Origin of the sequence: Pseudomonas machongensis, from assembly GCF_034961125.1 — a bacterium.
Taxonomy (GTDB): domain Bacteria; phylum Pseudomonadota; class Gammaproteobacteria; order Pseudomonadales; family Pseudomonadaceae; genus Aquipseudomonas; species Aquipseudomonas machongensis.
In genome coordinates this window covers 80,762-107,200 of record NZ_JAYFUI010000180.1, presented here as the reverse complement: position 1 = coordinate 107,200, position 26,439 = coordinate 80,762, and the positions used below count along the sequence as shown (strand labels likewise).

Below are 26,439 nucleotides of genomic sequence, written 5' to 3'. Positions count from 1 at the left end.
AGGGTCTTTGCCGGACTTCGGTGCCCGGGACTCGTTATTCGCCGACGCTGATCTTCAGGCCGGCCGCTATCGCAAAGGGTGTCAGTGTCACGGCCAGGGCGGTCAGGCTGGCCAGCCAGAGCAGGTGTCCGGTCGCGGGCATATTCTGCAACGCCGCCTGCAACGCACCACTGCCCAGGATCAATACAGGGATATACAACGGCAGAATCAGCAACGCCAGCAGCAAACCACCGCGCTTGAGCCCGACCGTCAACGCCGCGCCCACCGCACCCAGCAAGCTCAGCACCGGAGTGCCGAGCAGCAGCGAGCCGAGCAGCACCGGCAGGCAGGCGACTGGCAAACCCAGCATCAGCGCCAGCAGTGGCGCCAACAATACCAGCGCCAGCCCGGAAAAGGTCCAGTGCGCCAAAACCTTGGCCAGCACCAGCAATGGCAGTGGATGCGGTGACAGCACCCACTGCTCCAGCGAGCCATCCTCGAAATCGCTGCGGAACAGGCCGTCCAGCGACAGCAATACCGCCAGCAAGGCCGCGACCCAGACCAGTCCAGGCGACAAGGTTTGCAACAATTGCGTCTCGGGGCCGACCGCCAGCGGAAACAGCGCCACGACAATGGCGAAGAACACCAGCGGGTTGGCCAGCTCTGCCGGGCGACGGAACAACAGGCGCGCTTCGCGGCGCAGCAACAGAAGGAAGACGCTCATGCCGCCCACTGCCCCAGGTTGAGTTCACGGTAGCCGGACGGTCTGCGCTCGAGGTTGTGATGGGTGGTCAGCACCACCGTCCCCCCCTGCTCGCAGTGCGCGGCCAGGTGCGCTTCGAGCTGGGCCACCCCCTGCTTGTCGAGGGCGGTGAACGGTTCATCGAGGATCCACAGTGGCGGGCAGTCCAGGTACAGGCGGGCCAGGGCGACGCGGCGCTGCTGGCCGGCCGAGAGAGTGTGGCAAGGTACATCCTCGAATCCGCGCAGGCCGACCGCCTCGAGAGCCGTCCAGATGCCCGCGCGGGTCGCGGGTCGATGCAGGGCGCAGAGCCAGGCAAGGTTCTCTTCGGCCGTCAGCAATTCCTTGATCCCGGCAGCATGCCCGATCCACAGCAGGATACTGGCCAGGGCATGGCGCTGCTCGCCGAGGGCGCGGCCATCGAGCAGGATCTGCCCTGCCGTCGGCTGCATCAGGCCGGCCAACAGGCGCAGGAGGCTGGTCTTGCCGCTGCCATTGGGGCCGCTGACCTGCAGCATGTCGCCGGGGCGCAGTTCGAAGTCAAGGTGCTCGAAGAGCAGTCGCCAGTCGCGCTCGCAGGCAAGGTTCGCGGCTTGGAGGTGGAGGGTCACGGTTTCGCCTTATGCTGTTCATGGCGTGTCGAGCAGTGCGCCTTCTTCGCGGGCAAGCCCGCTCCCACAGAAGCAGCAGCGATCCTGTGGGAGCGGGCTTGCCCGCGAATGAAACACCGCAGATCAACACCCTTGTCTCAAGTCGCCCTGCCACTGGCCGTTATACTGGCAGTGGCAACGCGCCCGGCATTATTACATGTGCCATCCCGCTGCCAAGAGGGCTGGCTCGACAGGTTGTATACAATCATGACGGAAATCAATAGTCTCGGCGCACAAAGCGCATTCGCAGCGCAGGTGGCCAAGGCCAGCCTGACCGGTGAGCTGCTGCGCCTGAGTCAAGCACAACCCGGCCTGATCCCCCCGGGCCAGACTGCCCAGGCCGAAGTGCTGAACCTGCGCCAGGTGGGCCAGGACTTCATGATGCTGTTGCGCCTGAGCCTGCCCAACGGCAACCAGGCCCAGGTGCAGGCCAGTGCCAACCAGCCCCTGCCCCCCGGCAGCCAGATCACGCTTGGCCAAGCCGATAGCAACCGCCTGGCGGTGGTTTTGCAACAGGCCAGCGCCAGCAACATCGCCACCCTCACTCAGCTCGACACCGGCAAGATACCGATCGGCAACTTGCTGCAGGGCAAGGTGCTGACCAGCCAGGCACTGCCCGGCAGCGCGGCACAGACCACAGCGTTCCGCTCGCTGGTGAGTTTGCTCAACAGCAGCCAGGCCGGCGCTACGCTGACCATCGACAGCCCACGTCCGTTGGCGCTCGGCAGCCTGCTCAGCGCGCTGGTGCAAGGCGACCAGTCGCTGCGCTTCGTACCCCTTAGCGGGCGCCAGGACCAACTGACCATCGCCCAGCAACTGCTGACCCAAACCAGCCGTCAGGCATCGCTGCCAACCTTGCTCAACGCCTTGCAGCAGATCGCCAGTGCCCCCGCTGGCAACAGCGAGCTGAGCGCTACCGCCGCGCGCCTGCTGGCCAGCCTGCCAACCCCCGCACAGTTGGGCGACGCCAAGAGCATCGCCCAGGCGCTGAACAACAGTGGCGCGTTTCTCGAGGCCAAGCTGCTCGGCGGCCTTGGCGCGGGAGTCGCTCCAGACCTCAAGGCGCAGCTGGTGCGCCTGGTGGCGCAAGTCTTGCCGAGCGTTCCGGGCAACCCCACATTCAATCCGGCGCTGGCCGCCACCGCCCTGGCCCAGGTCCTGCCGGGCATGGCCCGCAGCGCCCTGGGCATGCTCGACCAAGTCAGCAGCCGCCCGCAGCCCGGCACCTTCCCCCTGCCCTCACGTCTGCTGCAAAGCCTGGAAGAAAAAGGCGACCTGCAGCAACTGCTGCGCCTGGCCGCCGCCGCCATTTCGCGGGTACAAAGCCATCAACTGGCCAGCCTGCAGCAGACCGGTACCACCGAGAGCGGCAACCAGCAGACCACCTGGCAAACCGAGATCCCCTTGCGCCACGGCCAGGAGTTCATCCCGCTGCAGGCCAAGCTGCAACGCGAGGACACCCCGCGGCAGCAGGCCGACCCGCAGCGCGAGCAGCGCGATCCACTCGAGTCGTTGTGGCGCATCGACCTGGCCTTCGACCTGCCGCCGCTGGGCCCATTACAGGTCCAGGCCCAGCTCACCCAAGGCCGGCTTAGCGGCCAGCTGTGGGCGGAGCGCCCGCAAACCGCCGAACTGATCGACAGCCAGCTTGGCAGCCTGCGCGAACGCCTGCTGGCACGGGGCCTGGACGTTGGCGACCTGGAATGTCACCCCGGCATCCCGCCACAAGGTCCGCGCACACGACTGGAACAACGCTGGGTGGATGAAACCGCATGAGCAACAAAGCCCCCCGCCAGGCCATTGCCCTGAGCTACGACGGTGATCAGGCGCCCACCCTGAGCGCCAAGGGTGAGGACGAACTGGCCGAAGCCATCCTCGCCCTGGCCCGCGAACATGAAGTGCCGATCTACGAGAACGCCGAACTGGTGCGCCTGCTGGCGCGGCTGGAGCTTGGCGAGCAGATTCCCGAGGCGCTGTACCTGACCATCGCCGAGATCATCGCGTTTGCCTGGCAACTGCGCGGCAAGGTACCGGCCGGTTTCAACGACACAGCACCCGGTGAGCGCGATGTCCCCCCGGACCTACCACGCCTGCCTAACGGCACTCTGTGAAGGTGGGCGCTGCAACATCTTCGGCGAACACCTGCCAGCCTCTACACGAATACCTGAAAGGGATGCGAACCCCCGCACAAGCAATATCTATTACCTGCCACTCCCCCATCACACGGATTCTCCCGAGCCCGCAACCGGAGATCCACTCCATGTCCAAACCTCTCCCCCAGGCCTTTGTCGGCAGCAAAGGCATACAGCACGTACAACAGACAGCAACGCTGATTCCCACCCCCGCTCGCAGTGCCAGCACGAGGATCCGCACCTGGGCCCGGCAACACGGCCATGAGCTCGATCCGGACACCACCCAGGCAGTGACCCTGCATTGCCGGTACGTCGACGGCCGCGGCTGGCTGGCGAAAATCGCCGAGCAGATGAGCATGACCCAGGCGCTGCTGGTCAACTGGCAGGACCGGAGCATCAGCGAGCTGGTGTCGCAAGCTCTGGAGAAGCTCACTCGCCCGTCCACCGCCGCGGAAATGGCCGCGCTGCTGCTCGACATGCTCCCGCGCCAGCGGCACATGCCACTGCGCACAGCCCTGGCGCACGGCAGTCTGTCGATCGTCGAGGAACTGCCCGCAGCGGGCCTACTGACTGATACCGATGTGCACATCGAGTTTCACGGCCTGTTCCTGCCCGGCACACCGCAGCGCTTCGATGCCGGCAGCTACCTGCAGCTCGATGCCGAGGCGTTCCAGGCATTCATCTGGCAGTTGGACTTCAAGAACGTGTTCAAACAGGAACTCGAAGCGTTCTGGCAAACCTCGCAGGAGCGGTATGCCCTCAGCGCCCGCATCGCGTTCCTCGCCGCCTGCAACCGCCAGGTGCTGCTGGGCCGGCTCAGCGAGCAGGCCCGCAGCCTGGCCTGGCGCAGCGCCGGGGTCGAGCGCATCGCTACCAGCAAACGGCTCGCCGACAACGCGGTTCAAGCCAGGCTGCTGAATTTCTACGGCTACTGCTCCAGCGACATTCTCTGCCTGAGCGACCGTGTCACTGGCCTGACCTTGCTCTACATCCCCGGCAGCGAGCATCCGCTGCATGAGTTTGCCGATACAACGAGCATGGCTCGCTGGCTCGCCGGATGCTGCCGCCAGCCGTCACTGCGCAGTGCTCTGCTCTACCACTTCCGCGCCGAGGACGTCGATGACGGCCCGTTCCTCGCCGGGCTGGGCAACGCGCTGAGAAAACTGGGCACGCGCGCAGTGCTCACGCTGCCGATGCCACCCAGCGGCATGCAGAAGGTGGTGGAGTACTGGGACCCGGCCATCTACGTCAACTACAAGGCCGATACCTACAGTCCACTGCTCGAGCATGACCTGTTCCGCGCCGTCGCCCAGGCCCAGCGCCGCCGCAGCCTGGCCGACGCCGAGTACCTCATCACCAGTGACAGGCAATTGAGCAAGGCCACCTGGCGCAGCTACTTCTACCAGAGCATGAACCTGCTGGCCCCGCTGCTGCTGGTGGCCCCCGAACTCATCCCATTGCTGGTGCTGGGCAGCGCCGTGCAGTTCGGCCTCGGGCTGGATCAGGCGCTCAACGACAACGACCCGCAAGCGCGCAGCGAAGGCATTCAGCAAGCCGTGTTCGGCGCGCTGGGCGCTGCGCCGGGCCTGGTGCAGGGCGCAAAAGCCGGCCGCTCGCTGTTTAGCCGCGCCTCGTCAGGCTTCATCAAACCTAGGCGGATCAACGGCCAGATCGGCTACCCGCTGAGCCCGATCAGACCACCGCGCCTGCCCGAACAGGCGGCAGCGCCGTTCTTCGAAGACCTCACGCCTGCCGCGCCGCTGCCCGCACCAGCGCCACTGGCTGGCGACGACATTTTGCGCAGCCGAAGCTTCAGCGGCGATGACACCCTGTTCGGTCAGATCGGCGACTCGCACAGCGAGCTGGTGTATGACGCCGAGCAGGACGCGTTCCTGCGCCAGCGCACCCTGGACAGCGACCGCACCGGGTACATCGTCGACCCGTCCGCCCTGGCCTCCGGCAGCTCAAGAGCGCTGGTCCCGGCCAACACCTTCGAGCGCAGCGTCACCTCGGCTTCGCGTACGGCAACTTTGCGCGCACTGGGTATCGACCTGCCGCTGCCGGTGGACTTCGCCGCGCTGGGCAGAGCACCGGGCATCGCCATACCCAAGCAGATCTTCTCGCTGTGGGTGGGTGACCAGCCAATAGGCCAGCTGTATCTGGAGACCCTCGACCACAACCTGCAGGCCCTCGAACACAGCGAGTACCAGCTGCGCCTGTATCTCTCCAACGCCAGCCCCGCGGCTCACGCCGAGAACATGGCGCTGCTCGCCAGCCGCATCGACAAGGGCTTGCAGGTATCGACGCTGGAACACCAGACGTTCTACCACACGTTTCGCGACAGCGAGTACTTCGAGCAGTACCAGGCCGCCATCGACGGCAATGGCGGGGTGGCCTGCAACTTCTCCTCTGCCTCGGACATCCTGCGCTATCGCATCCTGCACGCCGAAGGCGGGCTGTACCTGGACCTCGACGACCAGCTGCTGACCGAGCCCTCGGCCAGCGGCGCACGCGCCAGCATCGATCGGGTGCCGCTGGTGACGCCACTGTACAACCTGCTGCTCAACAGCCCGGTGAGCAACGCCGACCTGGGCATGTACACCCACTACAACACCAGCATGATCGGCAGCCGCCCCTTCAACCCGCTGCTCAACCAGATCTCCGACGAGATCCTCTACCGTTACCGCACCCAAGAAGGCGCTACAGCGTTCTACACCAGCCCAAGGCCCGATCCGCTGGGCAATCCGGCAGGCCTGCGGGCTTACTCGCACCAGCTCAACCAGCTCACCGGTCCCGGTGTGCTCAATGCGGTGATCGAACGCAACCTGCCGGAGCTCAACACACTGAGAAACGCGACCGAGGTGTTCAACCTGCCAGCGATCAATCATCAGGCCCTGTTCGATCTGGCGGATTACCAACAAGCGCGGGAGCGGCTGGTGCCGCTGGAGCGTGTGGCCGACATGGGCAATGCCAACTCGTGGAAATTCGGCTCGACTGCCGGCCAGGGCTGATGGCCAGCTTGCTGCTGCGAACGCTACCGACAGGTGCGGCGCGCCCAGGCCTTGCAGAAGTTCATCTGGGACTGGACTTCAACGACATCTACAACAGCATGCTCGACCGTTATTGGCACGAGCGCCTGACAGGTGCCGACGCACAAACGACTCGGGGGCGCAGTGCGCCCCCAAGTCGTTCAGCCTGCCAGCACCCCTCACTCACCGCGGTGCAGCTTGCTCATCAGCTGCGCCTCGGCCAGGGTCAGGCCGCAGGTCTGGGTCAGTTCCTCGACACTGGCACCCATGTTGACCAGCTTGGCCGCCTGGGTGAAGGTGACGCTGTTGGGGTCGCGCTGCTCAAGCTGCTGGACCTTTTCCGGCAAGGGCGCGACCACCGAACGCAGTTCGTGAATCGCCTCGCCCATGCGCACGGTACCGTTCTGGTAGTCATCCAGACGTTTCGCCAGGTCCCTGATGCGCTGATCACGCAGCGCATCGCCCTGGGCCTGCTGGCTGGCCAGCTCGCGCTGGCGCTTGCTGTAGTTGAGGAAGAACCACAGGCTAAGCGCCCACAACAGCGCCAGGAGGATTACCGCAGCCTCGAAGATCACCTCAGATGTTCTCCAGCTCCGACCACTCTTCCTCGGTCATCATCTTGTCCAGCTCGACCAGGATCAGCAGCTCGCCGTTCTTGTTGCACACGCCCTGGATGAACTTGGCCGACTCTTCGTTACCGACGTTCGGCGCAGTCTCGATCTCCGACTGACGCAGATAGACCACTTCGGCCACGCTGTCGACCAGGATGCCGACCACCTGCTTGTCCGCCTCGATGATCACGATACGGGTGTTGTCGGTGACGTCCGAGGGCATCAGGCCGAAACGCTGGCGGGTGTCGATCACGGTGACCACGTTGCCGCGCAGGTTGATGATACCGAGCACATAGCTCGGCGCACCCGGCACTGGAGCGATTTCGGTATAGCGCAGGACTTCCTGCACCTGCATGACGTTGATGCCGTAGGACTCGTTGTCCAGACGGAAGGTGACCCACTGCAGGATCGGATCTTCGGAACCTTGTGCAGACGACTTTTTCATTCCCCTAGCCCTCTTGTACCGCCGTTGGCGGTGTGCTCGTTGAGGCCGCGGCAGATGCGGCGCCCATGTCAGTTGTGTTTGGTATTCAGCTGCTTGACCGCACCACTGGCGATCAGCTCGGCCAGCTCGGCGACGTCGAGCAAGGCGCACATGTGTTCAATCACCGTGCCCGCCAGCCACGGGCGTTGGCCACGCTGGCTGCGCCACTTGATCTCGGCCGGGTCCAGGCGCAGCGAGCGGCTGACCTGATGCACCGCCAGCCCCCACTCGTAGCCCTGCACGGAAATCACGTACTGCAAGCCTTGGCGGAAATCCTCGCGGTAACGGTCAGGCATGACCCAGCGTGCGGTGTCCAGCACCTTCAGGTTGCCGGCCTGGCAACTGAGGATGCCGAGGAACCAGTCCGGTTGGCCGAACAGCGGCGTGAGCTCCTGGCCGGCCAGGCTGTAGATCGACCCCAGGCACACCAGCGGCACCGCCAGGGTCAGCCCGGCGACGTCGAACAGCAGGCATTCGAAAGGCTCCGCAGCCCAGGCCGGACGCCCGTCGACGGTAGCCGGCGGCACCGGTGCAGCAGGTGACGGCAGGTGGACTTCGACCAGCGGGGCGACCGGCTCTATGGCTTGGGTCTGGGTCAGCACCGGAATCGAAGCCTCGGCCAGCACTTGCTCTTCGACCACGCTGACCACCGGCTCCACCGGCGGCAACAGCGTCGGCAGGATCCTGGGCGCAGGCTCGGCAAAGGGTTTGAGCGCCACCACCGACTCGGGCTGGCGGACGGCGTCGCGGGCTTGTTCTTCACGAACCGCAGCGGCGAATTCGTCGCTGGGCTCGGCTGCCTGTGGCTGCACTGTCGGCAGCGGCGCCTCAGGCACTTCAACCGGCTCGGTGGCTTCCTGCAACAGGCCGTCGAGGTACGACTGCAAGGCCAGTTGCGGCTTGCTGGTGATCTGCGGGGCACGGTTCATCAGGCCACCTGCAATGCGTTGCGGTAGGTCAGCAGGTGCTTGAGCAGCGCCCGGTAGGCGATCACACCGCGGCTCTTGCCGTCGAACTGCGAGGGCGTGACGCCGTTGCGGCTGGCATCGCGCAGGCGCGTGTCGACCGGAATGTAACCCTGCCAGACCTGCTCGCCGTAGGTGTCGCGCAGCACTTTGAGCGTGCCGAGCGAGGCCTGGGTACGGCGGTCGAACAGGGTCGGGACGATCTGGAAGGGTAGCGCCTGCTTGCGTGAGCGGTTGATCATCGCCAGGGTGCCGACCATACGCTCCAAGCCCTTGACCGCGAGGAACTCGGTCTGCACCGGGATCACCAGTTGTTGGCTGGCCGCCAGGGCGTTGACCATCAGCACACCCAGCAAGGGCGGGCTGTCGATCAGGGCAAAGTCGAAATCCTGCCACAGCTGCGCCAGACTCTTGGCGATTACCAGGCCCAGGCCATTCTGGCCCGGCGACTGGCGCTCCAGCACCGCCAGTGCAGTGCTCGAGGGCAGCAACGAAATACGCTCATGGCTGGTCGGCAGCAGCAACTGCCCCGGCAGCCCTTCGGGCACCACGCCCTTGTGCAGGAACAGGTCGTAGCAGCTGTGCTCCAGGGCGTCGGGATTGTGCCCGAAATAGCTGGTCATCGAGCCGTGCGGGTCGAGGTCGACGACGACCACGCGCTTGCCCGCCTCGGCCAGCAGACCGGCCAGGGCGATGGTGGTGGTGGTCTTGCCGACGCCACCTTTTTGATTGGCTACTGCCCAGACTCTCATCGTGCGTTGCTTCCTCCCAGCATGGGCGAAATGTCCCGCCGGGAACGGTTCTATAGATTAGGTGACGGAGATTTGACGGGATTGCTCCCGACCGTCGTGGCTGGCGTAGCTGGTGCACTTTGTGTGCCAGCACGGCGCAACGCTGCGTCCGGGGTGGCGTTGGCGCTGCCGGAGCCAGTCAGGCTGCGGCGCACTTCGAGATTGCGCGAAATCACCAGCACCACCCGACGATTGCGCGCCCGGCCATCGGCGGTATCGTTGCTGGCGACCGGTTGATACTCGCCGTAACCCACCGAGGCCATGCGCGCCGGGTTCACCCCTTCCATTGCCAGCAAGCGCACGATGCTCGCCGCGCGCGCCGACGACAACTCCCAGTTGGTCGGGTACTGGGCAGTGCGGATCGGCAGATTGTCGGTGAAGCCTTCGACATGCACCGGGTTGGCGAACGGCTTGAGGATCCGGGCCACCTTCTCGATGATCTCGAAGGCGATGTCGCTGGGCATGGCATCGCCGCTGCCGAACAACAATGCCGAATTGAGTTCGATCTCCACCCACAGCTCATTGCCACGCACGGTCATCTGGTTCGACTTGATCAAGTCGCCGAAGGCATCGGCCACCTGGTCGGTGATGGTCTTGAGCGGGTCGACGCTGGTCTGTCCCAGGCCTGCATCGACCTGGTCACTGTCCTTGATCAAGGGTTCTGCCGGCTTGATCGTCAGCGGACGCTCATCGCCGATCGGGATCGGCTTGAGGCTGCGCTCGGGGTCGTTGAACACTCCGATCAGCGCCTGGGAAATGACCTTGTACTTGCCCTCGTTGATCGAGGAAATCGAGTACATCACCACGAAAAAGGCGAACAGCAAGGTGATGAAGTCGGCGTACGAGACCAGCCAGCGCTCGTGGTTCTCATGCTCCTCCGTATGGCGACGACGACGCATGGCTTACTCCATGAAGCCTTGCAGCTTCAGCTCGATCGAGCGTGGGTTCTCGCCTTCGGCGATCGACAGCAGCCCCTCGAGCAGCATCTCGCGATAACGCGACTGGCGCATGACGATGGCCTTGAGCTTGTTGGCCACCGGCAGCAGGATCAGGTTGGCACTGGCCACACCATAGATGGTGGCGACGAAGGCCACGGCGATGCCGTTACCCAGTTGCGACGGATCGGCCAGGTTGCCCATCACATGGATCAAGCCCATCACCGCACCGATGATACCGATGGTCGGCGCGTAGCCGCCCATGCTCTCGAAGACCTTGGCAGCCTGGATGTCACGGCTCTCCTGGGTGAGGAAGTCGACCTCGAGAATGCTGCGGATCGACTCAGGCTCCGCGCCATCGACCAGCAACTGCAGACCTTTGCGTGCGTACGGGTCCGGTTCGGCATCAGCGACGCCCTCCAGCCCCAGCAGGCCTTCCTTGCGCGCAGTCAGGCTCCAGTTGACGACACGATCGATGCCGCCAGCCAGGTCGACCCGAGGCGGGAAGAAGATCCAGCGCAGGATCTGCAACGCACGCTTGAACGCCGACAGCGGCGACTGCAGCAGCGCCGCGGCCAGGGTGCCGCCGATGACGATCAGCCCGGCAGGGCCGTTGAGCAGCGCACCGACGTGGCCGCCCTCGAGGAAGTTGCCGCCGACGATGGCGACGAACGCCAGGATCAGGCCGATAAGGCTAAGAACATCCATCAGACACAGGCCTCTACCAGGTGCTTGCCGATCTCGTCCAGGCTGTACACGGCGTCGGCCAGGTTGGCTTTGACGATCGCCATGGGCATGCCGTAGATCACGCAGCTTGCCTCGTCCTGGGCCCATACGGTGCTGCCGCCCTGCTTGAGCAGGCGAGCACCTTCGCGTCCGTCGGCACCCATGCCGGTCAGCACGACCGACAGCACCTTGTCACCGTAGGTCTTGGCCGCCGAGCCGAAGGTGATGTCCACGCAGGGTTTGTAGTTCAGGCGTTCGTCCCCCGGCAGGATCTTCACCGTGCCACGGCCATCGACCATCATCTGCTTGCCTCCCGGGGCCAGCAGCGCGAGGCCTGGACGCAGCACATCACCGTCCTCGGCCTCCTTGACGCTGATCTTGCACAGCTTGTCGAGGCGCTCGGCAAAGGCCTTGGTGAACGCCGCAGGCATGTGCTGAATCAGCACGATGGGGGCCGGGAAGTTGGCGGGCAGTTGCGTCAGCACCCGCTGCAGGGCAACCGGACCGCCTGTGGAGGTGCCGATGGCCACCAGCTTGTAGGGCTTGCGCTTGGGCGCCGGCGAATGGCTGGCGGCAGGCGCAACGCTGCGTACCGGCGCCGCAGGGCGTGTCGGTGCAGCGCTGCCCAAGGTGCTGGCCGGGGCATGGCTGGTGCTCGACCCAGCGCTGGCAACCGGGCTGGGCGCGTGGCTGGCGAAGCTGCTGAAACGGCGATTGCTGCGCGAGATGGTATGGACCTTCTCGCACAGCATCTGCTTGACCTTCTCGGGGTTGCGCGAAATATCCTCGAAGTTCTTCGGCAGGTAGTCGACCGCCCCTGCATCCAGCGCATCGAGGGTGACACGCGCACCTTCGTGGGTGAGCGAAGAGAACATCAGGACCGGTGTCGGGCAGCGCTGCATGATGTGCCGCACGGCGGTAATGCCGTCCATCATCGGCATCTCGTAGTCCATGGTGATCACGTCAGGCTTGAGCGCCAGCGCCTGATCGATCGCTTCCTTGCCGTTGGTCGCGGTGCCGACCACCTGGATGGTCGGGTCCGCCGAGAGGATTTCCGAGACACGGCGGCGGAAGAAACCGGAATCATCCACCACCAGGACCTTGACTGCCATAAACACTCCGTTAGGCGGCGCAACCGCCAGGTCGCGCCGCCGAAATCAAATACGCCGGGCGGCGTAACGCTTGAGCATGCTCGGGACGTCGAGGATCAGCGCGATACGACCGTCACCGGTGATGGTGGCGCCGGACATGCCCGGGGTGCCCTGCAGCATCTTGCCCAGCGGCTTGATCACCACCTCTTCCTGGCCCACCAACTGGTCGACCACGAAGCCGATGCGCTGAGTACCGACCGACAGGATCACCACATGCCCTTCGAGCTGCTCCTCGTGCTGCTGGTCCTGGACTAGCCAGCGCTTGAGGTAGAACAGCGGCAGCGCCTTGTCGCGCACGATCACCACTTCCTGGCCATCGACCACGTTGGTGCGCGACAGGTCGAGATGGAAGATCTCGTTGACGTTGACCAGCGGGAAGGCGAACGCCTGGTTGGCCAGCATCACCATCAGCGTCGGCATGATTGCCAGCGTCAGCGGCACCTTGATGACGATCTTCGAGCCCTGGCCCTTGGCCGAGAAGATGTTGATCGAGCCATTGAGCTGGGAAATCTTGGTCTTCACCACATCCATGCCCACACCGCGGCCGGACACGTCGGAGATCTCGGTCTTGGTCGAGAAGCCCGGGGCGAAGATCAGGTTGTAGCAATCCGACTCGCTCAGGCGGTCGGCTGCATCCTTGTCCATCAGGCCCTTCTCGACCGCCTTGGCGCGCAGGACGTTCGGGTCCATGCCTTTGCCGTCGTCGGAGATCGACAGCAGGATATGGTCACCCTCCTGCTCGGCCGACAGCACCACCCGACCGGTACGCGCCTTGCCGGAGGCCTCGCGTTCCTCGGGGGTCTCGACGCCATGGTCGACCGCGTTGCGCACCAAGTGCACCAGCGGGTCGGCCAGAGCCTCGACCAGGTTCTTGTCCAGGTCGGTCTCTTCGCCGACCAGCTCCAGGTTGATCTCTTTCTTGAGCTGGCGGGCCAAGTCGCGTACCAGGCGCGGGAAGCGGCCGAAGACCTTCTTGATCGGCTGCATGCGGGTCTTCATGACCGCGGTCTGCAGGTCGGCAGTGACCACGTCGAGGTTGGACACGGCCTTGGACATGGCCTCGTCGCCGCTGTTCAGGCCCAGGCGCACCAGGCGGTTACGCACCAGCACCAGTTCGCCGACCATGTTCATGATTTCATCCAGGCGCGCAGTATCGACCCGCACCGTGGTTTCCGCTTCGCTGGCGCCGTGCTTGTCGGCAGCCGGCGCTGCAGCGCGTGCCGGTGCCGGAGCAGCGGCCGGCTTGGCAGCCGCGGCGGGGGCAGGCGCCGGCTTGGCGACAGGCTTGCTTTCGACCTTGGCAGCAGGCGCGGCAGCCACGGCAACGGCAGGCGCTTCAGCCGCGACGGCATCGCCACTGAACTTGCCCTTGCCATGCAGTTGGTCCAGCAGGGCCTCGAACTCGTTGTCGGTGATGTGATCGCCGACAGGTTCGGCCGCTGGCGCAGAGGCGGTGGCTTCGACGCTCGGCAGTGCATCGGCGGCAAAAGCGCCCTTGCCATGCAACTGATCGAGCAGCGCCTCGAACTCTTCGTCGGTGATCTCGTCACCGGCCGGCGTCGCGACTGCAGCCTCCGGCTCGCTCGCCGCGACTTCCGGCGAGAACTGACCCTTGCCATGCAGTTGGTCGAGCAGCGACTCGAACTCGGCGTCGGTGATCTCGTCGGCACTGCCGGAAACGGCTTCGCCCTGCGACTGCTCGGCCGCCTCGGCCTGGGCCTTGACCGCGTCGAGGGAGTCGAGCAGTTGCTCGAACTCGGTATCGGTGATGTCCGCCTCGGCAGCCGGTGCCTCGACGACCGCCGCCACGGCAACCGGTGCCACGGCATCGGCGCTGGCCGGTTCGGCCAGGCGCGACAGCGCGGCGAGCAGCTCTGGCGTAGCCGGGGTGATGTCGCTGCGCTCGCGAACCTGGCCAAACATGCTGTTGACCGTGTCGAGCGCTTCGAGCACCACATCCATCAGTTCGGCATCGACCCGGCGCTCTCCCTTGCGCAGGATGTCGAAGACGTTCTCGGCAATGTGGCAGCACTCCACCAGCTCATTGAGCTGAAGGAAGCCGGCGCCCCCTTTTACAGTGTGAAAACCGCGAAAGATCGCATTGAGCAGGTCCGCATCATCAGGTCGGCTTTCCAGCTCCACCAGTTGCTCGGACAGTTGCTCGAGGATTTCGCCGGCTTCTACCAGGAAATCCTGAAGGATTTCTTCATCGGCGCCGAAGCTCATTAAACGTGCTCCCTAAAAACCCAGGCTGGACAGCAGATCGTCGACATCGTCCTGACCGGACACGACGTCTTCACGCTTATCGGCATGAATCTGCGGACCTTCACCCCGAGTTGGATGTTTTTCTTCATCTTTTTCAGCACGCAATTGATCGTGGTCATGTTCGATGCCGGCAAAGCGGTCGACTTGACTTGCCATCAACACGAGCTTGAGCAGATTGCTTTCGACTTCGGTGACCAGCGCGGTCACCCGCTTGATCACCTGCCCGGTCAGGTCCTGATAGTCCTGAGCCAGGAGAATGTCGTTGAGATGGCCGGCCACCTTGCGGTTACCTTCGGCGCTGTGCGTCAGGAAACTGTCGACGCGCTTGACCAACTCACGAAATTCAGGCGCTGCCACCTCGCGGCGCATGAAGCGCTGCCAGTCGGCAGACAGGTTCTGGGCTTCGGATGCCAGATCGTTGAGCACAGGCGTGCTTTGCTCGACCAGGTCCATGGTGCGATTGGCCGCGTTCTCGGTCAGCCGGACCACGTAGGACAGCCGTTCGGTGGCGTCGGTGATCTGCGACACTTCCTCGGCCTGCGGCATGCGCGGATCGATCTGGAAACTGACGATAGCGCTGTGCAGCTCGCGAGTGAGCTTGCCCACTTCCTGATAAAGGCCGCGGTCACGGGTCTGGTTGAGCTGGTGGATCAGCTGCACCGCCTCGCCGAACTGGCCGCGTTCCAGGCTTTGCACCAGTTGCTCGGCGTGCTTCTTCAGGGTCGACTCGAACTCCCCCAGAGAATCGTTTCTTGATTCCATAGCGCCCCCAGACATGGCTCAGCCGTTGACGCGTTCGAAGATCTTTTCGATCTTTTCTTTGAGTACCTGCGCGGTGAAAGGCTTGACCACATAGCCGTTGACGCCGGCCTGGGCCGCTTCGATGATCTGGTCGCGCTTGGCCTCGGCGGTCACCATCAGCACCGGCATGCCCTTGAGACGGTCGTGGGCGCGCACCTTGCGCAGCAGATCGATGCCGGACATGCCAGGCATGTTCCAGTCGGTCACCAGGAAGTCGTAGTGACCGCTTTCGAGCATCGGCAGAGCCGTGGTGCCATCGTCGGCTTCGTCGGTGTTGGTGAAGCCCAGATCACGCAACAGGTTCTTGATGATCCGCCGCATCGTCGAGAAGTCGTCAACGATGAGGATTTTCATATCTTTGTTCAATTAGACCTCCAAGCAGTCTTAAACGCGCTCGTCTCACAAGCGCGCGCTCAATCAATTCGGCACCACGTAAAACGACTGCATCGAACCCGGGTTCACCGCGCTCGCCATTCACCCAACCGACTGCGCAGACGCGCCGCGCACTGGCTGTGCAACTGGCTGACACGCGATTCGCTGACCCCCAGCACTTCCCCGATTTCCTTGAGGTTCAACTCTTCGTCGTAGTACAGCGCCAGGACCAGGCGCTCGCGCTCCGGCAGGTTGGCGATCGCATCGGTCAGTGCAGCCTGGAAGCGTTCGTCTTCCAGGTCACGCGACGGCTCGACCTGGCCGCTGACACCGTCCTCGTGCAGCCCTTCGTGTTCGCCGTCCTGCAGCAGGTCGTCGAAACTGAACAGGCGGCTGCCCAAGGTATCGTTCAGAATCCCGTAATAATCGTCGAGACCCAATTGGAGTTCGGCAGCAACCTCGTGATCTTTAGCGTCACGACCGGTTCTTGCTTCGACGGCGCGAATCGCGTCACTGACCATGCGCGTGTTGCGGTGCACCGAACGCGGCGCCCAGTCGCCCTTGCGCACCTCGTCGAGCATGGCGCCACGGATGCGGATGCCGGCATAGGTCTCGAAGCTCGCACCCTTGCTGGCGTCGTACTTGTTGGCCACTTCCAGCAGGCCGATCATGCCGGCCTGGATCAGGTCCTCGACCTGCACGTTCGCCGGCAGGCGCGCCAACAGGTGGTAGGCAATCCGCTTGACCAGCGGGGCATAGCGCTCGACCAGCTCGTACTGAGCGTCCTTGGACGCCTTGCTGTACATCTTGAATCCACTCGCGCTCATAGCACCGGCCCCGCACTGGTGGGCTGTACCAGGCGCTCGACGAAGAACTCCAGGTGCCCGCGCGGGTTGGCCGGCAGCGGCCAGCTGTCGACCTTCTGCGCAATGGCCTTGAACGCCAGGGCGCATTTGGAGCGCGGGAAGGCCTCGTACACTGCGCGCTGCTTCTGCACCGCCTTGCGCACGCATTCGTCGTAGGGCACGGCGCCCACGTACTGCAAGGCCACGTCGAGGAAGCGGTCGGTGACCTTGGTCAGCTTGGCGAACAGGTTGCGTCCTTCCTGCGGGCTCTGCGCCATGTTGGCCAGGACGCGGAAACGATTCATGCCGTAATCGCGGTTGAGCAGCTTGATCAGGGCGTAGGCGTCGGTGATCGAAGTGGGCTCGTCGCACACCACCAACAACACTTCCTGCGCCGCGCGAACGAAACTGACCACCGAGTCACCGATACCTGCAGCGGTGTCGATCACCAATACATCGAGGTTGTCGCCGATCTCGCTGAACGCCTGGATCAGCCCGGCATGCTGGGCCGGCGCCAGGTGCACCATGCTCTGGGTACCCGAGGCCGCCGGCACGATGCGCACGCCGCCCGGCCCCTGCAACAGCACGTCGCGCAGCTCGCAGCGTCCTTCGATGACGTCGGCCAGGGTACGTTTGGGGGTCAACCCCAGCAGCACGTCGACGTTGGCCAGACCCAGGTCGGCGTCCAGCAGCATGACCCGGCGGCCGAGTTCAGCCAGCGCCAGGGACAGGTTCACTGAAACGTTGGTCTTGCCGACGCCACCTTTGCCACCGGTGACGGCGATCACCTGTACGGGATGCATGCTACCCATGTCTGTTCTTTACCTTGTCTCGCGTGGGACCTGCCCACTTGAAGGGCCGCTGTCGACCCCCTGCGCCGTTCATCGTCAACCCGCGCGCTTATCGGGATTGTGGTAGAGATCAGCGAACATGTCGGCCATGGCCTCTTCGCTGGGCTCTTCCTGCAACTGCACGCTGACCGCGCGGCTCACCAACTGATGCTTGCGCGGCAACTGCAGGTCGTCAGGAATGCGCGGACCATCGGTGAGATAGGCCACGGGCAGTTCGTGACTGATGGCCAGGCTCAGCACTTCGCCGAGGCTGCCCGTTTCATCGAGCTTGGTCAGGATGCAACCGGCCAGGCCACAGCGCTTGTAGCTGTGATAGGCGGCGGTCAGCACCTGTTTCTGGCTGGTGGTGGCCAGTACCAGGTAGTTCTTGGCGGCGATGCCGCGGCTGGCGAGCGATTCGAGCTGCATGCGCAGCGCCGGATCGCTGGCCTGAAGGCCGGCGGTATCGATCAGCACCACGCGCTTGCGCAGCAGTGGTTCCAGGGCCTGGGCCAGCGACTGGCCCGGATCGACGTAGGTCACCGGCACATTGAGGATGCGCCCGAGGGTCTTGAGCTGCTCCTGGGCACCGATGCGGTAGCTGTCCATGCTCACCAGCGCCAGGTGCTGCGAGCCGTACTTGAGCACATAGCGCGCGGCGAGCTTGGCCAGGGTGGTGGTCTTGCCCATGCCGGCCGGGCCGACCATGGCGATGACCCCGCCCTCCTCGATCGGCTCCACCTCAGGCACCTCGATCAGACGCGCCAAGTGCGCCAGGACCATGCGCCAAGCCTGACGCGGGTCTTCGATCTCACCGGCCCGCTCAAGCAGATCACGGGCGATCGGGCCAGACAGGCCCAGGCGCTGCAAGCGACGCCAGAGGTTGGCCTGCTGCGGCTTGTTGCCCTGCAATTGGCCCCAGGCAAGCGAGCCCAGCTGCACTTCAAGCAGCTCGCGCAAGCCCGAAAGCTCCGAACGCATGGCGTCGAAGACGCGCTTGTCGACCGTCGGGGCCGCAGGGGCCGGCGCGGGCGCCGGAACATCCACATGCGGCTCGACCAGCGGCTCGGACGCGGTCAGCGACAGGCCGGCAAACAATTGCCGGTTGCCGAGCTCGGCGTCACCACGCCCGTCCAGCTCGGCCTGGGCGGTGGCGATGCGCGAATGGGTCTTGCGCAGCTCGTCCTCGAGCTCGACATTCGGCACGCGTGGGGCCAGGGCGGACAGTTTGTAGTCCAGCGCGGCCGTCAGTTCGACACCGCCGGCGATACGCCGGTTGCCGATGATTGCGGCATCGGCGCCAAGCTCATCACGGACCAGCTTCATGGCCTGACGCATATCGGCGGCGAAAAAACGCTTAACTTGCATAACCCACTACCTCAGCCGTTAGGGCCCACGGTGGCAACGATGGTGACTTGCTTGTTGTCCGGTATTTCCTGGTACGCCAGCACATGCAGGTTGGGCACGGCCAGACGACCGAATCTCGACAGCATGGCACGGATCGGGCCGGCGACCAGGAGAATGGCCGGCTGGCCTTGCATCTCCTGGCGCTGCGCCGCCTCGATCAGCGAACGCTGCAGCTTCTCGGCCATGCTCGGTTCAAGAAGAACACCGTCTTCCTGACCCTGCCCGGCCCTTTGCAGACTATTGAGCAAGATCTGTTCCAACCTTGGTTCAAGGGTGATCACAGGCAGCTCGGACTCAACGCCGACAATGCTTTGCACGATGGCACGTGACAAGCCGACCCGCACCGAAGCCACCAACGCGGCGGTATCTTGACTCTTGGCGGCATTGTTGGCGATGGCCTCGGCAATGCTGCGGATGTCACGCACGGGCACCTGCTCGGCAAGCAAGGCCTGCAGGACCTTGAGCAACCCCGACAAGGAAATGACACCCGGCACCAGTTCCTCGGCAAGTTTCGGCGATGCCTTGGACAGCACCTGCAGCAACTGCTGGACCTCTTCATGGCCGATCAGCTCGTGGCAGTGCTTCTGCAGGATCTGATTCAGGTGAGTGGCGACCACGGTGCTGGCATCGACCACCGTGTAACCCAAGGACTGCGCCTGGGCGCGCTGGGCCACATCGATCCACACCGCCTCGAGGCCAAAGGCCGGGTCGCGCGCGGCGATACCATTGAGGGTGCCGAACACCTGCCCAGGGTTGATCGCAAGCTCGCGGTCCGGGTAGATCTCGGCCTCGGCCAGGATCACTCCCATCAACGTCAGGCGATAGGCACTGGGCTGCAGGTCGAGGTTGTCGCGAATGTGCACGGTGGGCATGAGAAAGCCCAGGTCTTGCGAGAGTTTCTTGCGCACGCCCTTGATCCGCGCCAGCAACTGGCCGCCCTGGTTGCGGTCGACCAGCGGAATCAGGCGATAGCCGACTTCCAGGCCGATCATGTCGATCGGCGTGACGTCGTCCCAGCCCAGCTCCTTGGTTTCCATGGCGCGCTGCGGCGATGGCAGCAGATCCTGTTGGCGCTGCGCTTCCTGCACGGCCAGGAGCTTGGCCTTCTGCTGCTTCTTCCACACCATGTAGGCGCCGCCGCCGGCCAGCACGCCAAGGCTGAGGAAGGCGATGTGTGGCATACCCGGCACCAGCCCCATCACCACCATCAGCACGCCGGAAACGGCCAGCGCCTTGGGCGAATCGAACATCTGCCGGTTGATCAGCTTGCCCATGTCCTCGGAGCCCGAGGCGCGGGTGACCATGATCGCGGCCGCAGTGGACAGCAGCAGCGAGGGCAACTGCGCCACCAAACCGTCACCGATGGTCAACAAAGCGTACACCTTGCCGGCGTCGCTGAAGGTCATGCCATGCTGCAGCATGCCGATGAGCATGCCGCCGATGAGGTTGATGAACAGGATCAGCAGGCCGGCGATGGCGTCGCCACGCACGAACTTGCTGGCACCGTCCATCGAACCGTAGAACTCGGCCTCCTGGGCGACCTCGGCACGACGCGCCTTGGCCTGGGCTTGGTCGATCAGGCCGGCGTTGAGGTCGGCGTCGATGGCCATCTGCTTGCCGGGCATGGCGTCGAGGGTGAAGCGCGCGCTCACCTCGGAAATACGCCCGGCACCCTTGGTCACCACGACAAAGTTGATGATCATCAGGATGGCGAACACCACCGCACCGACCACGTAGTTGCCGCCGATCACCACCTCACCGAAGGCCTGGATCACCTTGCCCGCCGCTCCGTGGCCCTCCTGGCCGTGCAGCATGACCACGCGGGTCGAGGCGACGTTGAGCGCCAGGCGCAGCAGCGTCGCCACCAGCAGGATGGTCGGAAAGGCGGCGAAGTCCAGCGGGCGCAGGGCGTAGACGCAGACCAGCAGGACCACGATCGACAGCGCGATGTTGAAGGTGAAGAACACATCGAGCAGGAACGGCGGGATGGGCAACATCATCATCGCCAGCATCACCAGCAGCAACAGCGGCACACCCAGGTTCCCCCGACCGAGACCGGCCAGGTTGTTACGGGCGTTGCTGATTAACTGTGCGCGATCCACCGGGTATCCTCTTCAAGCAAAACTTTGACGCCTGGACGGCGCTTGGGCGTGGCTTTGCAAGAAGCTTTCCAACTTTGCCGGGGTGCGGGGCCAGGCGCTCTGTTGCGGTGTTTTCGCGGTCCACCGCGGTGTTCTTTTCGCGGGCAAGCCCGCGCCAACAGGATCAACTGTCGCGCTGCAGGTCCGGCGGGATCGGCAAATCCTTCTTCAGCGGCTCGGGCGGCTTGCCCTTGCCCGAGCGGTACTGGCGAATCTGGAACACGTACGCCAGCACCTGCGCCACTGCCAGGTACAGCCCGGCCGGAATTTCGTGCTCCAGCTCCGTGGAGTAGTAGATCGCCCGTGCCAGCGCTGGCGATTCGAGGATCTGTACCTTGTGCTCCTGGCCGATCTCGCGGATCTTCAAGGCCAGGAAGTCGGTGCCCTTGGCCAGCAGCAGCGGCGCCGCACCGCCCTTCTCCGGGTCGTACTTGAGCGCCACGGCATAGTGCGTCGGGTTGGTGATGATCACATCGGCCTCGGGCACCGCCGCCATCATCCTGCGCTGCGACGCCTCGCGCTGCAGTTGGCGAATGCGCTGCTTCACCTCCGGCTTGCCCTCGGTATCCTTGTATTCGTCGCGCACTTCCTGCTTGGTCATCTTCAGCTTCTTGTGCGTCTGCCAGAGCTGGAACGGCACATCGACGATGGCGATCAGCAGCAGACCCGCCGCCATCCACAAGGCGCTCCAGCCCACCACCTGCACGCTGTGGATGATCGCCTGCTCGAGCGGCTCCTTGGCAATCGCCATCAGCGCCTCGCGGTCGTTGGCCAGCACCACGAGCGCCACCACCAGCACCAGGAAGAACTTGGCCACCGCCTTGAGCAGTTCGGTCAGCGAGTTCAGCGAGAACATGCGCTTGATCCCGGACAGCGGGTTCATCCGGCTGAACTTGGGCTGCAGCAAGGAGCCGGAAAACAGAAAGCCGCCCAGGGCGATAGGGGCCACGAACGATACGACGAACAGCAGCACCAGCACCGGCTGGGTGGCCCAGATGGCCATCTTGCCCGAGGCCATCAGGAAGGCACCCATGGCCCGCTCGTCGACTATCACTTCGCGCGACAGGCTGAAGTTCACGCGCATCAGCGTCATGAGGGTTTCGGCAAGGTGGCCGCCGAAGGCCAGCAAGGCGCCGGCGCCGCCGAGGGTCACCGCGAAGGTGTTGAGCTCTTTGGAACGGGCGATGTCACCCTTTTCCCGTGCGTCGCGCTTGCGCTTCTCGGTGGGTTCCTCTGTCTTGTCCTGACCGCTCTCGCTCTCTGCCATGCTCAGGGCGCCCGTGCCAGCTCACGCAGCCACTGCAAGGCCTCGCTGGCCAGTTGCTGGTAGTGCGAGAGGATGTCGGCAAGCCCGACCCAGAAGATGGCCAGCCCCAGCACCAGGGTCAGCGGGAAACCAATGGAGAAGATGTTCAGCTGTGGCGCGGCTCGGGTCATCACACCAAAGGCGATGTTGATCACCAACAGGGCTGCGATGACTGGCAGGATCAGAACCAGCCCCGCTCCCAGCACCCAGCCCAGGCGTCCGGCAATCTCCCAGAAATGCGCGACCACCAGGGCATTGCCCACCGGCAGCGTGGTGAAGCTTTCGGTCAATACCTCGATCACCACCAGGTGGCCGTTCATCAGCAGGAACAGCACACTCACCAGCATGGTCAGGAACTGCCCGACCACCGCCACGTTGACGCCATTGGCCGGGTCGATCATCGAGGCCATCGCCATGCCCAGCTGAATCGCCACGATCTGCCCGGCGACGACGAACGCCTGGAACAGCATCTGCAAGGAAAACCCGAACAGCGCGCCGACGATGATCTGTTCGGCGCACAGCAGCACGCCACGCACGCTCAAGGGCTCGAACTCGGGCAGCGGTGGCAGGCCGGGCACGATCACCACGGTGATCGCGACCGCTACATACAGGCGTATGCGGGCCGGCAGCATGCGCGTCCCGAACACCGGCATGGTCATCAGCACCGCTGCCACGCGAAACAGCGGCAGGATGAAGGTGGCGACCCAGGTGCCGATCTGCGCGGCGCTCAGCTCGAGCATGGGCTCATCATCCGATCAACTGCGGAATGCCGCTGTACAGGCCGGTCATGTATTCCATGAACTTCTGCACCAGCCACGGACCGACCACGATCAGGGTGATCAGCATCACCAGCAGGCGCGGCAGGAAGCTCAGGGTCTGTTCGTTGATCTGCGTGGCCGCCTGGAAGATCGCCACCAGCAGGCCGACCAGCAGGCTCGGCACCACCAGCACCGCCACCATCAGGGCAGTCAGCCAGAGCGCATCGCGGAACAGGTCGACGGCAACTTCAGGGGTCATCGAAAACTCTCCTTGAGTGGCCTCAGACGCCGCCGAAACTGCCGGCCAGCGTACCCATGATCAGCGCCCAGCCATCGACCAGGACGAACAGCATGATCTTGAACGGCAGCGAGATGATCAGCGGCGACAGCATCATCATACCCATCGCCATCAGCACGCTGGCGACCACCATGTCGATGATCAGGAACGGGATGAAGATCATGAAGCCGATCTGGAACGCGGTCTTGAGCTCGGAGGTGACGAATGCCGGCACCAGGATGGTCAGCGGCACCTGGTCGGGGCCGGCGATGTCGGTGCGCTTGGACAGGCGCATGAACAGGTCCAGATCGCTTTGCCGGGTCTGCGCCAGCATGAAGTCCTTCAGCGGCCCCTGGGCTTTGTCGATGGCCTGTTGCGCGGTCATCTGTTCGTTCAGGTAGGGCTGCAACGCGTCACGATTCACCCGATCGAACACCGGCGCCATGATGAACATGGTCAGGAACAGGGCCATGCCGGTGAGCAACTGGTTCGACGGCGTCTGCTGCAGGCCCAGGGCCTGGCGCAGGATGGAGAAGACGATGATGATGCGGGTAAAGCTGGTCATCAGGATGACGAACGCCGGAATGAAGCTCAGCGCCGTCATGATCAACAGGATCTGCAGGCTGACCGAATATTCCTGCTGGCCGTCCGGCCCATTGGACAGGGTGATGGCCGGGATCGACAACGGATCGGCGGCCAGGGCCACAGGCGCGGCCAGCAGCAGCGCCAGGGTCAACAGTAAGCGCAGCGCGCCGCTCATCACTTCTTGTCCTTCTGGTCCTTGCCCATCAGCTCGAGCAGCCGCTGGGCGAATTCCGGTGCCGCCTGACGCGCGCCGACAGGCACCTCCACGGGCTCGGCCATGACGTGCAGCGCCTCGATGCTGCCAGGGCTGTGGCCGATCAGGATCTGTTCCTTGCCCACCTGCACCAGCAGCAGGCGGTCGCGCGGGCCGAGGGCTCGGCTGCCGACGATCTCGATCACCTGCCCGCCGCGCGGCTGTGCCACCTGCAGGCGGCGCAACAGCCAGGCGAGCAGGAAGATGGCGCCCACCACCACGAGCAGACCAAAGACCATCTGCGCCAGTTGCCCACCCATGCCGCCGGGCGCGGACGTGCTGGCCGACACCGACGCGGGATCAGCCGCGCCGATCACCACCTCGCTGGCGAGCAATGCGCCCAGGGCGGCGACGCCGCGTATCAGGCCCTTCACTCAGCGCAGCTTCTTGATGCGTTCGCTGGGGCTGATCACGTCGGTTAGGCGAATGCCGAACTTCTCGTTGACCACCACCACTTCGCCATGGGCGATCAGCGTGCCATTGACCAGTACATCCAGCGGTTCGCCTGCCAGGCGATCAAGCTCGATGACCGACCCCTGGTTCAGTTGCAGCAGGTTGCGAATGCTGATTTCCGTGGCGCCCACCTCCATGGAGATGCTCACTGGAATGTCCAGGATCACGTCCAGGTTCGGCCCTTCCAGGCCGACGTTCTCGCTCGGCCGCGGGGAGCTGGCGAACTCTTCCATCGGCAGGCGACCTGCGCCGGAGGAGCGACCGCTGTCGGCTGCCAACAGCGCATCGATGTCCGCCTGGCCGGCATCACCGGTTTCTTCCAGGGCTGCCGCCCACTCATCGGCCAGGGCCTGTTCCTCTGGGGAGGTGATCTCGTTTTCGTTAGCCATAAAGTCCTCGACAGGCTTTCAATTCGTAGTGCGACCGGCTCGCCGTCAGCGGCGCTCGATCGGGTCGATGATCTGCAGCGACAGGGTGCCCTTGTGCGAGCCCAGACGCGCCTTGAACGACGGCACGCCGTTGGCGCGCAGTACCAGGTGTTCGGGCAGCTCTACCGGAATCACATCGCCCGGCTGCATGTGCAGGATGTCGCGCAGCTTGAGCTGACGACGGGCAACGGTGGCCGAGAGCGGCACATTGACGTCCAGCACGTCCTCGCGCAGGGCCTTGACCCAACGCTCGTCCTGGTCGTCCAGGTCGGACTGGAAACCGGCATCGAGCATCTCGCGCACCGGTTCGATCATCGAATACGGCATGGTCACGTGCAGGTCGCCGCCGCCGCCATCGAGCTCGATGTGGAAGGTCGAGACCACCACCGCCTCGCTGGGCCCGACGATGTTGGCCATGGCCGGGTTGACCTCGGAGTTCATGTATTCGAAGTTCACCGGCATGATCGCCTGCCAGGCTTCCTTGAGGTCGACGAAGCACTGGTCCAGGACCATGCGCACCACACGCAGCTCGGTCGGGGTGAACTCACGGCCTTCGATCTTGGCGTGGCGACCGTCGCCACCGAAGAAGTTGTCCACCAGCTTGAACACCAGCTTGGCGTCGAGGATGAACAGCGAGGTGCCGCGCAGCGGCTTGATCTTGACCAGGTTGAGGCTGGTCGGCACGTACAGCGAATGCACGTACTCGCCGAACTTCATCACCTGCACGCCGCCCACCGCCACGTCGGCGGAGCGACGCAGCAGGTTGAACATGCTGATGCGGGTGTAACGGGCGAAGCGCTCGTTGATCATCTCCAGGGTCGGCATGCGACCGCGGACGATCCGGTCCTGGCTGGTCAGGTCGTAGCTCTTGACGCCACCGGGTTCGGCAGCGCTCTCGGTCTGTACCAGCCCATCGTCGACCCCATGCAGCAGGGCATCGATCTCATCCTGGGACAGCAGGTCCTGCACGGCCATCGAGTGTGCTCCTACTGCAATACGAAATTGGTGAACAGCAACTGGTCGATGACCGGCTTGCCGACTTCCTTCTGCGCCACTTCCTGGACCACCGCAGTGGCCTTCTGGCGCAGCATTTCCTGGCCCACGGCACTGCTGGCCAGGCTGTCGAAGCCTTGCCCGGAGAACATCATCACCAGATTGTTGCGAATCACCGGCATGTGCACTTTCAGCGCATCGAGGTCCGCCTGGTTGCGGCCCTGCAGGGTAATGCTCACCTGCATGTAGCGCTGGCGGCCGTTCTGGTTGAAATTGACCACGAAGGCCGGCGCCAGGGGCTCGTAGATCGCCGCTTGCTTGACGCTGGCCACGGCAGGGTCGGCCGCAGGTGCAGGCTCGCTCTTGTGCATGATGAACCAGGTGGCGCCCACCGACAGGCCCACGGCCAGCAGCAAGGCCAGCACCAGCAGCAGGATCAGCTTCAGTTTGCCTTTAGTGGCGGGGTCTTTGACTGCGTCGCTCTTCGCCATGCCAATAATCCGTCGTCCATCGGGGTTTCAAGAAAGGAT

General features: G+C 64.3%; 27 protein-coding genes. 3 read left to right on the top strand and 24 right to left on the bottom strand.

Going from position 1 to position 26,439, the window contains the following annotated elements; genetic code table 11:
• Window positions 1-34 precede the first annotated feature (34 nt).
• Window positions 35-703, bottom strand: a complete 669-nt coding sequence (ccmB, locus tag VA602_RS16480; RefSeq protein WP_063545669.1) for a heme exporter protein CcmB — start codon at window positions 701-703, stop codon at window positions 35-37.
• A complete protein-coding gene (gene ccmA / locus VA602_RS16475) occupies window positions 700-1,332 on the bottom strand; it encodes a cytochrome c biogenesis heme-transporting ATPase CcmA (RefSeq protein ID WP_323453720.1) in 633 nt (210 codons plus the stop codon). The genes ccmB and ccmA overlap by 4 nt, the downstream gene beginning before the upstream one ends.
• 246 nt (window positions 1,333-1,578) lie before the next feature.
• On the opposite strand from ccmA, the gene VA602_RS16470 reads away from it, so the two are divergent.
• The 3 genes from VA602_RS16470 to VA602_RS16460 all read left to right on the top strand — a co-directional run bounded on the left by VA602_RS16470 (window position 1,579) and on the right by VA602_RS16460 (window position 6,514).
• The gene (locus VA602_RS16470; RefSeq protein ID WP_323453719.1) at window positions 1,579-3,147 is read left to right on the top strand and encodes a flagellar hook-length control protein FliK; all 1,569 of its coding nucleotides are present in this window, start codon (window positions 1,579-1,581) and stop codon (window positions 3,145-3,147) included.
• The gene (locus VA602_RS16465) at window positions 3,144-3,482 is read left to right on the top strand and encodes an EscU/YscU/HrcU family type III secretion system export apparatus switch protein (protein WP_323453718.1); all 339 of its coding nucleotides are present in this window, start codon (window positions 3,144-3,146) and stop codon (window positions 3,480-3,482) included. Before VA602_RS16470 ends, VA602_RS16465 begins: the two co-directional genes overlap by 4 nt.
• Before the next feature lie 149 nt (window positions 3,483-3,631).
• Window positions 3,632-6,514 carry a dermonecrotic toxin domain-containing protein gene (locus VA602_RS16460; RefSeq protein WP_323453717.1) on the top strand — a complete coding sequence of 961 codons (2,883 nt, stop codon included), beginning with the start codon at window positions 3,632-3,634 and terminating at the stop codon, window positions 6,512-6,514.
• A gap of 197 nt (window positions 6,515-6,711) precedes the next feature.
• On the opposite strand, the gene VA602_RS16455 is transcribed toward VA602_RS16460, so the two are convergent.
• The 22 genes from VA602_RS16455 to fliL form a co-directional block, all read right to left on the bottom strand.
• A complete protein-coding gene (locus tag VA602_RS16455; RefSeq protein WP_323453716.1) occupies window positions 6,712-7,107 on the bottom strand; it encodes a DUF2802 domain-containing protein in 396 nt (131 codons plus the stop codon).
• A gap of 1 nt (window position 7,108) precedes the next feature.
• A complete protein-coding gene (locus VA602_RS16450) occupies window positions 7,109-7,588 on the bottom strand; it encodes a chemotaxis protein CheW (RefSeq protein ID WP_016393802.1) in 480 nt (159 codons plus the stop codon).
• Between the two features lie 68 nt (window positions 7,589-7,656).
• Window positions 7,657-8,556: a CheW domain-containing protein gene (locus VA602_RS16445; protein WP_063545672.1), complete on the bottom strand. Its 900-nt coding sequence runs from the start codon at window positions 8,554-8,556 to the stop codon at window positions 7,657-7,659.
• A complete protein-coding gene (locus tag VA602_RS16440) occupies window positions 8,556-9,344 on the bottom strand; it encodes a ParA family protein (protein ID WP_054895567.1) in 789 nt (262 codons plus the stop codon). Before VA602_RS16440 ends, VA602_RS16445 begins: the two co-directional genes overlap by 1 nt.
• Before the next feature lie 50 nt (window positions 9,345-9,394).
• Entirely contained in the window at window positions 9,395-10,282 is an 888-nt protein-coding gene (gene motD / locus VA602_RS16435) for a flagellar motor protein MotD (protein ID WP_054895566.1), read from the bottom strand.
• A 3-nt stretch (window positions 10,283-10,285) separates the two neighbouring features.
• Window positions 10,286-11,026, bottom strand: coding sequence for a flagellar motor protein (locus tag VA602_RS16430; protein WP_054895565.1), 741 nt, complete (start codon window positions 11,024-11,026; stop codon window positions 10,286-10,288).
• Entirely contained in the window at window positions 11,026-12,156 is a 1,131-nt protein-coding gene (locus tag VA602_RS16425) for a protein-glutamate methylesterase/protein-glutamine glutaminase (protein WP_323453715.1), read from the bottom strand. Before VA602_RS16425 ends, VA602_RS16430 begins: the two co-directional genes overlap by 1 nt.
• Window positions 12,157-12,201: 45 nt before the next feature.
• Window positions 12,202-14,421 (bottom strand): chemotaxis protein CheA, encoded by a 2,220-nt coding sequence (locus VA602_RS16420; RefSeq protein ID WP_323453714.1) that lies wholly within the window; start codon window positions 14,419-14,421, stop codon window positions 12,202-12,204.
• A 12-nt stretch (window positions 14,422-14,433) separates the two neighbouring features.
• Window positions 14,434-15,222: a protein phosphatase CheZ gene (locus VA602_RS16415; protein WP_054895562.1), complete on the bottom strand. Its 789-nt coding sequence runs from the start codon at window positions 15,220-15,222 to the stop codon at window positions 14,434-14,436.
• A gap of 18 nt (window positions 15,223-15,240) precedes the next feature.
• On the bottom strand, window positions 15,241-15,615 hold the full coding sequence (locus tag VA602_RS16410) for a chemotaxis response regulator CheY (protein ID WP_104881405.1): 375 nt from the start codon (window positions 15,613-15,615) through the stop codon (window positions 15,241-15,243).
• Between the two features lie 104 nt (window positions 15,616-15,719).
• The gene (gene fliA, locus VA602_RS16405) at window positions 15,720-16,460 is read right to left on the bottom strand and encodes an RNA polymerase sigma factor FliA (protein ID WP_054895561.1); all 741 of its coding nucleotides are present in this window, start codon (window positions 16,458-16,460) and stop codon (window positions 15,720-15,722) included.
• Complete coding sequence (fleN, locus tag VA602_RS16400; protein ID WP_016393812.1) at window positions 16,457-17,290, bottom strand: flagellar synthesis regulator FleN; 834 nt, start codon at window positions 17,288-17,290, stop codon at window positions 16,457-16,459. Before fleN ends, fliA begins: the two co-directional genes overlap by 4 nt.
• Before the next feature lie 75 nt (window positions 17,291-17,365).
• Entirely contained in the window at window positions 17,366-18,676 is a 1,311-nt protein-coding gene (gene flhF, locus VA602_RS16395; protein WP_054895560.1) for a flagellar biosynthesis protein FlhF, read from the bottom strand.
• A gap of 11 nt (window positions 18,677-18,687) precedes the next feature.
• Entirely contained in the window at window positions 18,688-20,817 is a 2,130-nt protein-coding gene (flhA, locus tag VA602_RS16390) for a flagellar biosynthesis protein FlhA (RefSeq protein WP_323453713.1), read from the bottom strand.
• A gap of 163 nt (window positions 20,818-20,980) precedes the next feature.
• Window positions 20,981-22,123: a flagellar biosynthesis protein FlhB gene (flhB, locus tag VA602_RS16385; protein WP_063545677.1), complete on the bottom strand. Its 1,143-nt coding sequence runs from the start codon at window positions 22,121-22,123 to the stop codon at window positions 20,981-20,983.
• Between the two features lie 2 nt (window positions 22,124-22,125).
• Complete coding sequence (gene fliR / locus VA602_RS16380; protein ID WP_054891868.1) at window positions 22,126-22,902, bottom strand: flagellar biosynthetic protein FliR; 777 nt, start codon at window positions 22,900-22,902, stop codon at window positions 22,126-22,128.
• Window positions 22,903-22,909: 7 nt separating this feature from the next.
• Window positions 22,910-23,179: a flagellar biosynthesis protein FliQ gene (gene fliQ, locus VA602_RS16375; RefSeq protein ID WP_054891869.1), complete on the bottom strand. Its 270-nt coding sequence runs from the start codon at window positions 23,177-23,179 to the stop codon at window positions 22,910-22,912.
• Between the two features lie 22 nt (window positions 23,180-23,201).
• Window positions 23,202-23,957, bottom strand: a complete 756-nt coding sequence (gene fliP, locus VA602_RS16370) for a flagellar type III secretion system pore protein FliP (protein WP_054891870.1) — start codon at window positions 23,955-23,957, stop codon at window positions 23,202-23,204.
• The gene (gene fliO / locus VA602_RS16365) at window positions 23,957-24,409 is read right to left on the bottom strand and encodes a flagellar biosynthetic protein FliO (RefSeq protein WP_323453712.1); all 453 of its coding nucleotides are present in this window, start codon (window positions 24,407-24,409) and stop codon (window positions 23,957-23,959) included. The genes fliP and fliO overlap by 1 nt, the downstream gene beginning before the upstream one ends.
• Window positions 24,410-24,877 (bottom strand): flagellar motor switch protein FliN, encoded by a 468-nt coding sequence (gene fliN, locus VA602_RS16360; RefSeq protein ID WP_186666415.1) that lies wholly within the window; start codon window positions 24,875-24,877, stop codon window positions 24,410-24,412.
• A gap of 45 nt (window positions 24,878-24,922) precedes the next feature.
• Window positions 24,923-25,891 (bottom strand): flagellar motor switch protein FliM, encoded by a 969-nt coding sequence (fliM, locus tag VA602_RS16355; protein ID WP_054891873.1) that lies wholly within the window; start codon window positions 25,889-25,891, stop codon window positions 24,923-24,925.
• 11 nt (window positions 25,892-25,902) lie between these two features.
• Window positions 25,903-26,400 (bottom strand): flagellar basal body-associated protein FliL, encoded by a 498-nt coding sequence (gene fliL, locus VA602_RS16350; RefSeq protein WP_054891874.1) that lies wholly within the window; start codon window positions 26,398-26,400, stop codon window positions 25,903-25,905.
• Window positions 26,401-26,439: the final 39 nt, after the last annotated feature.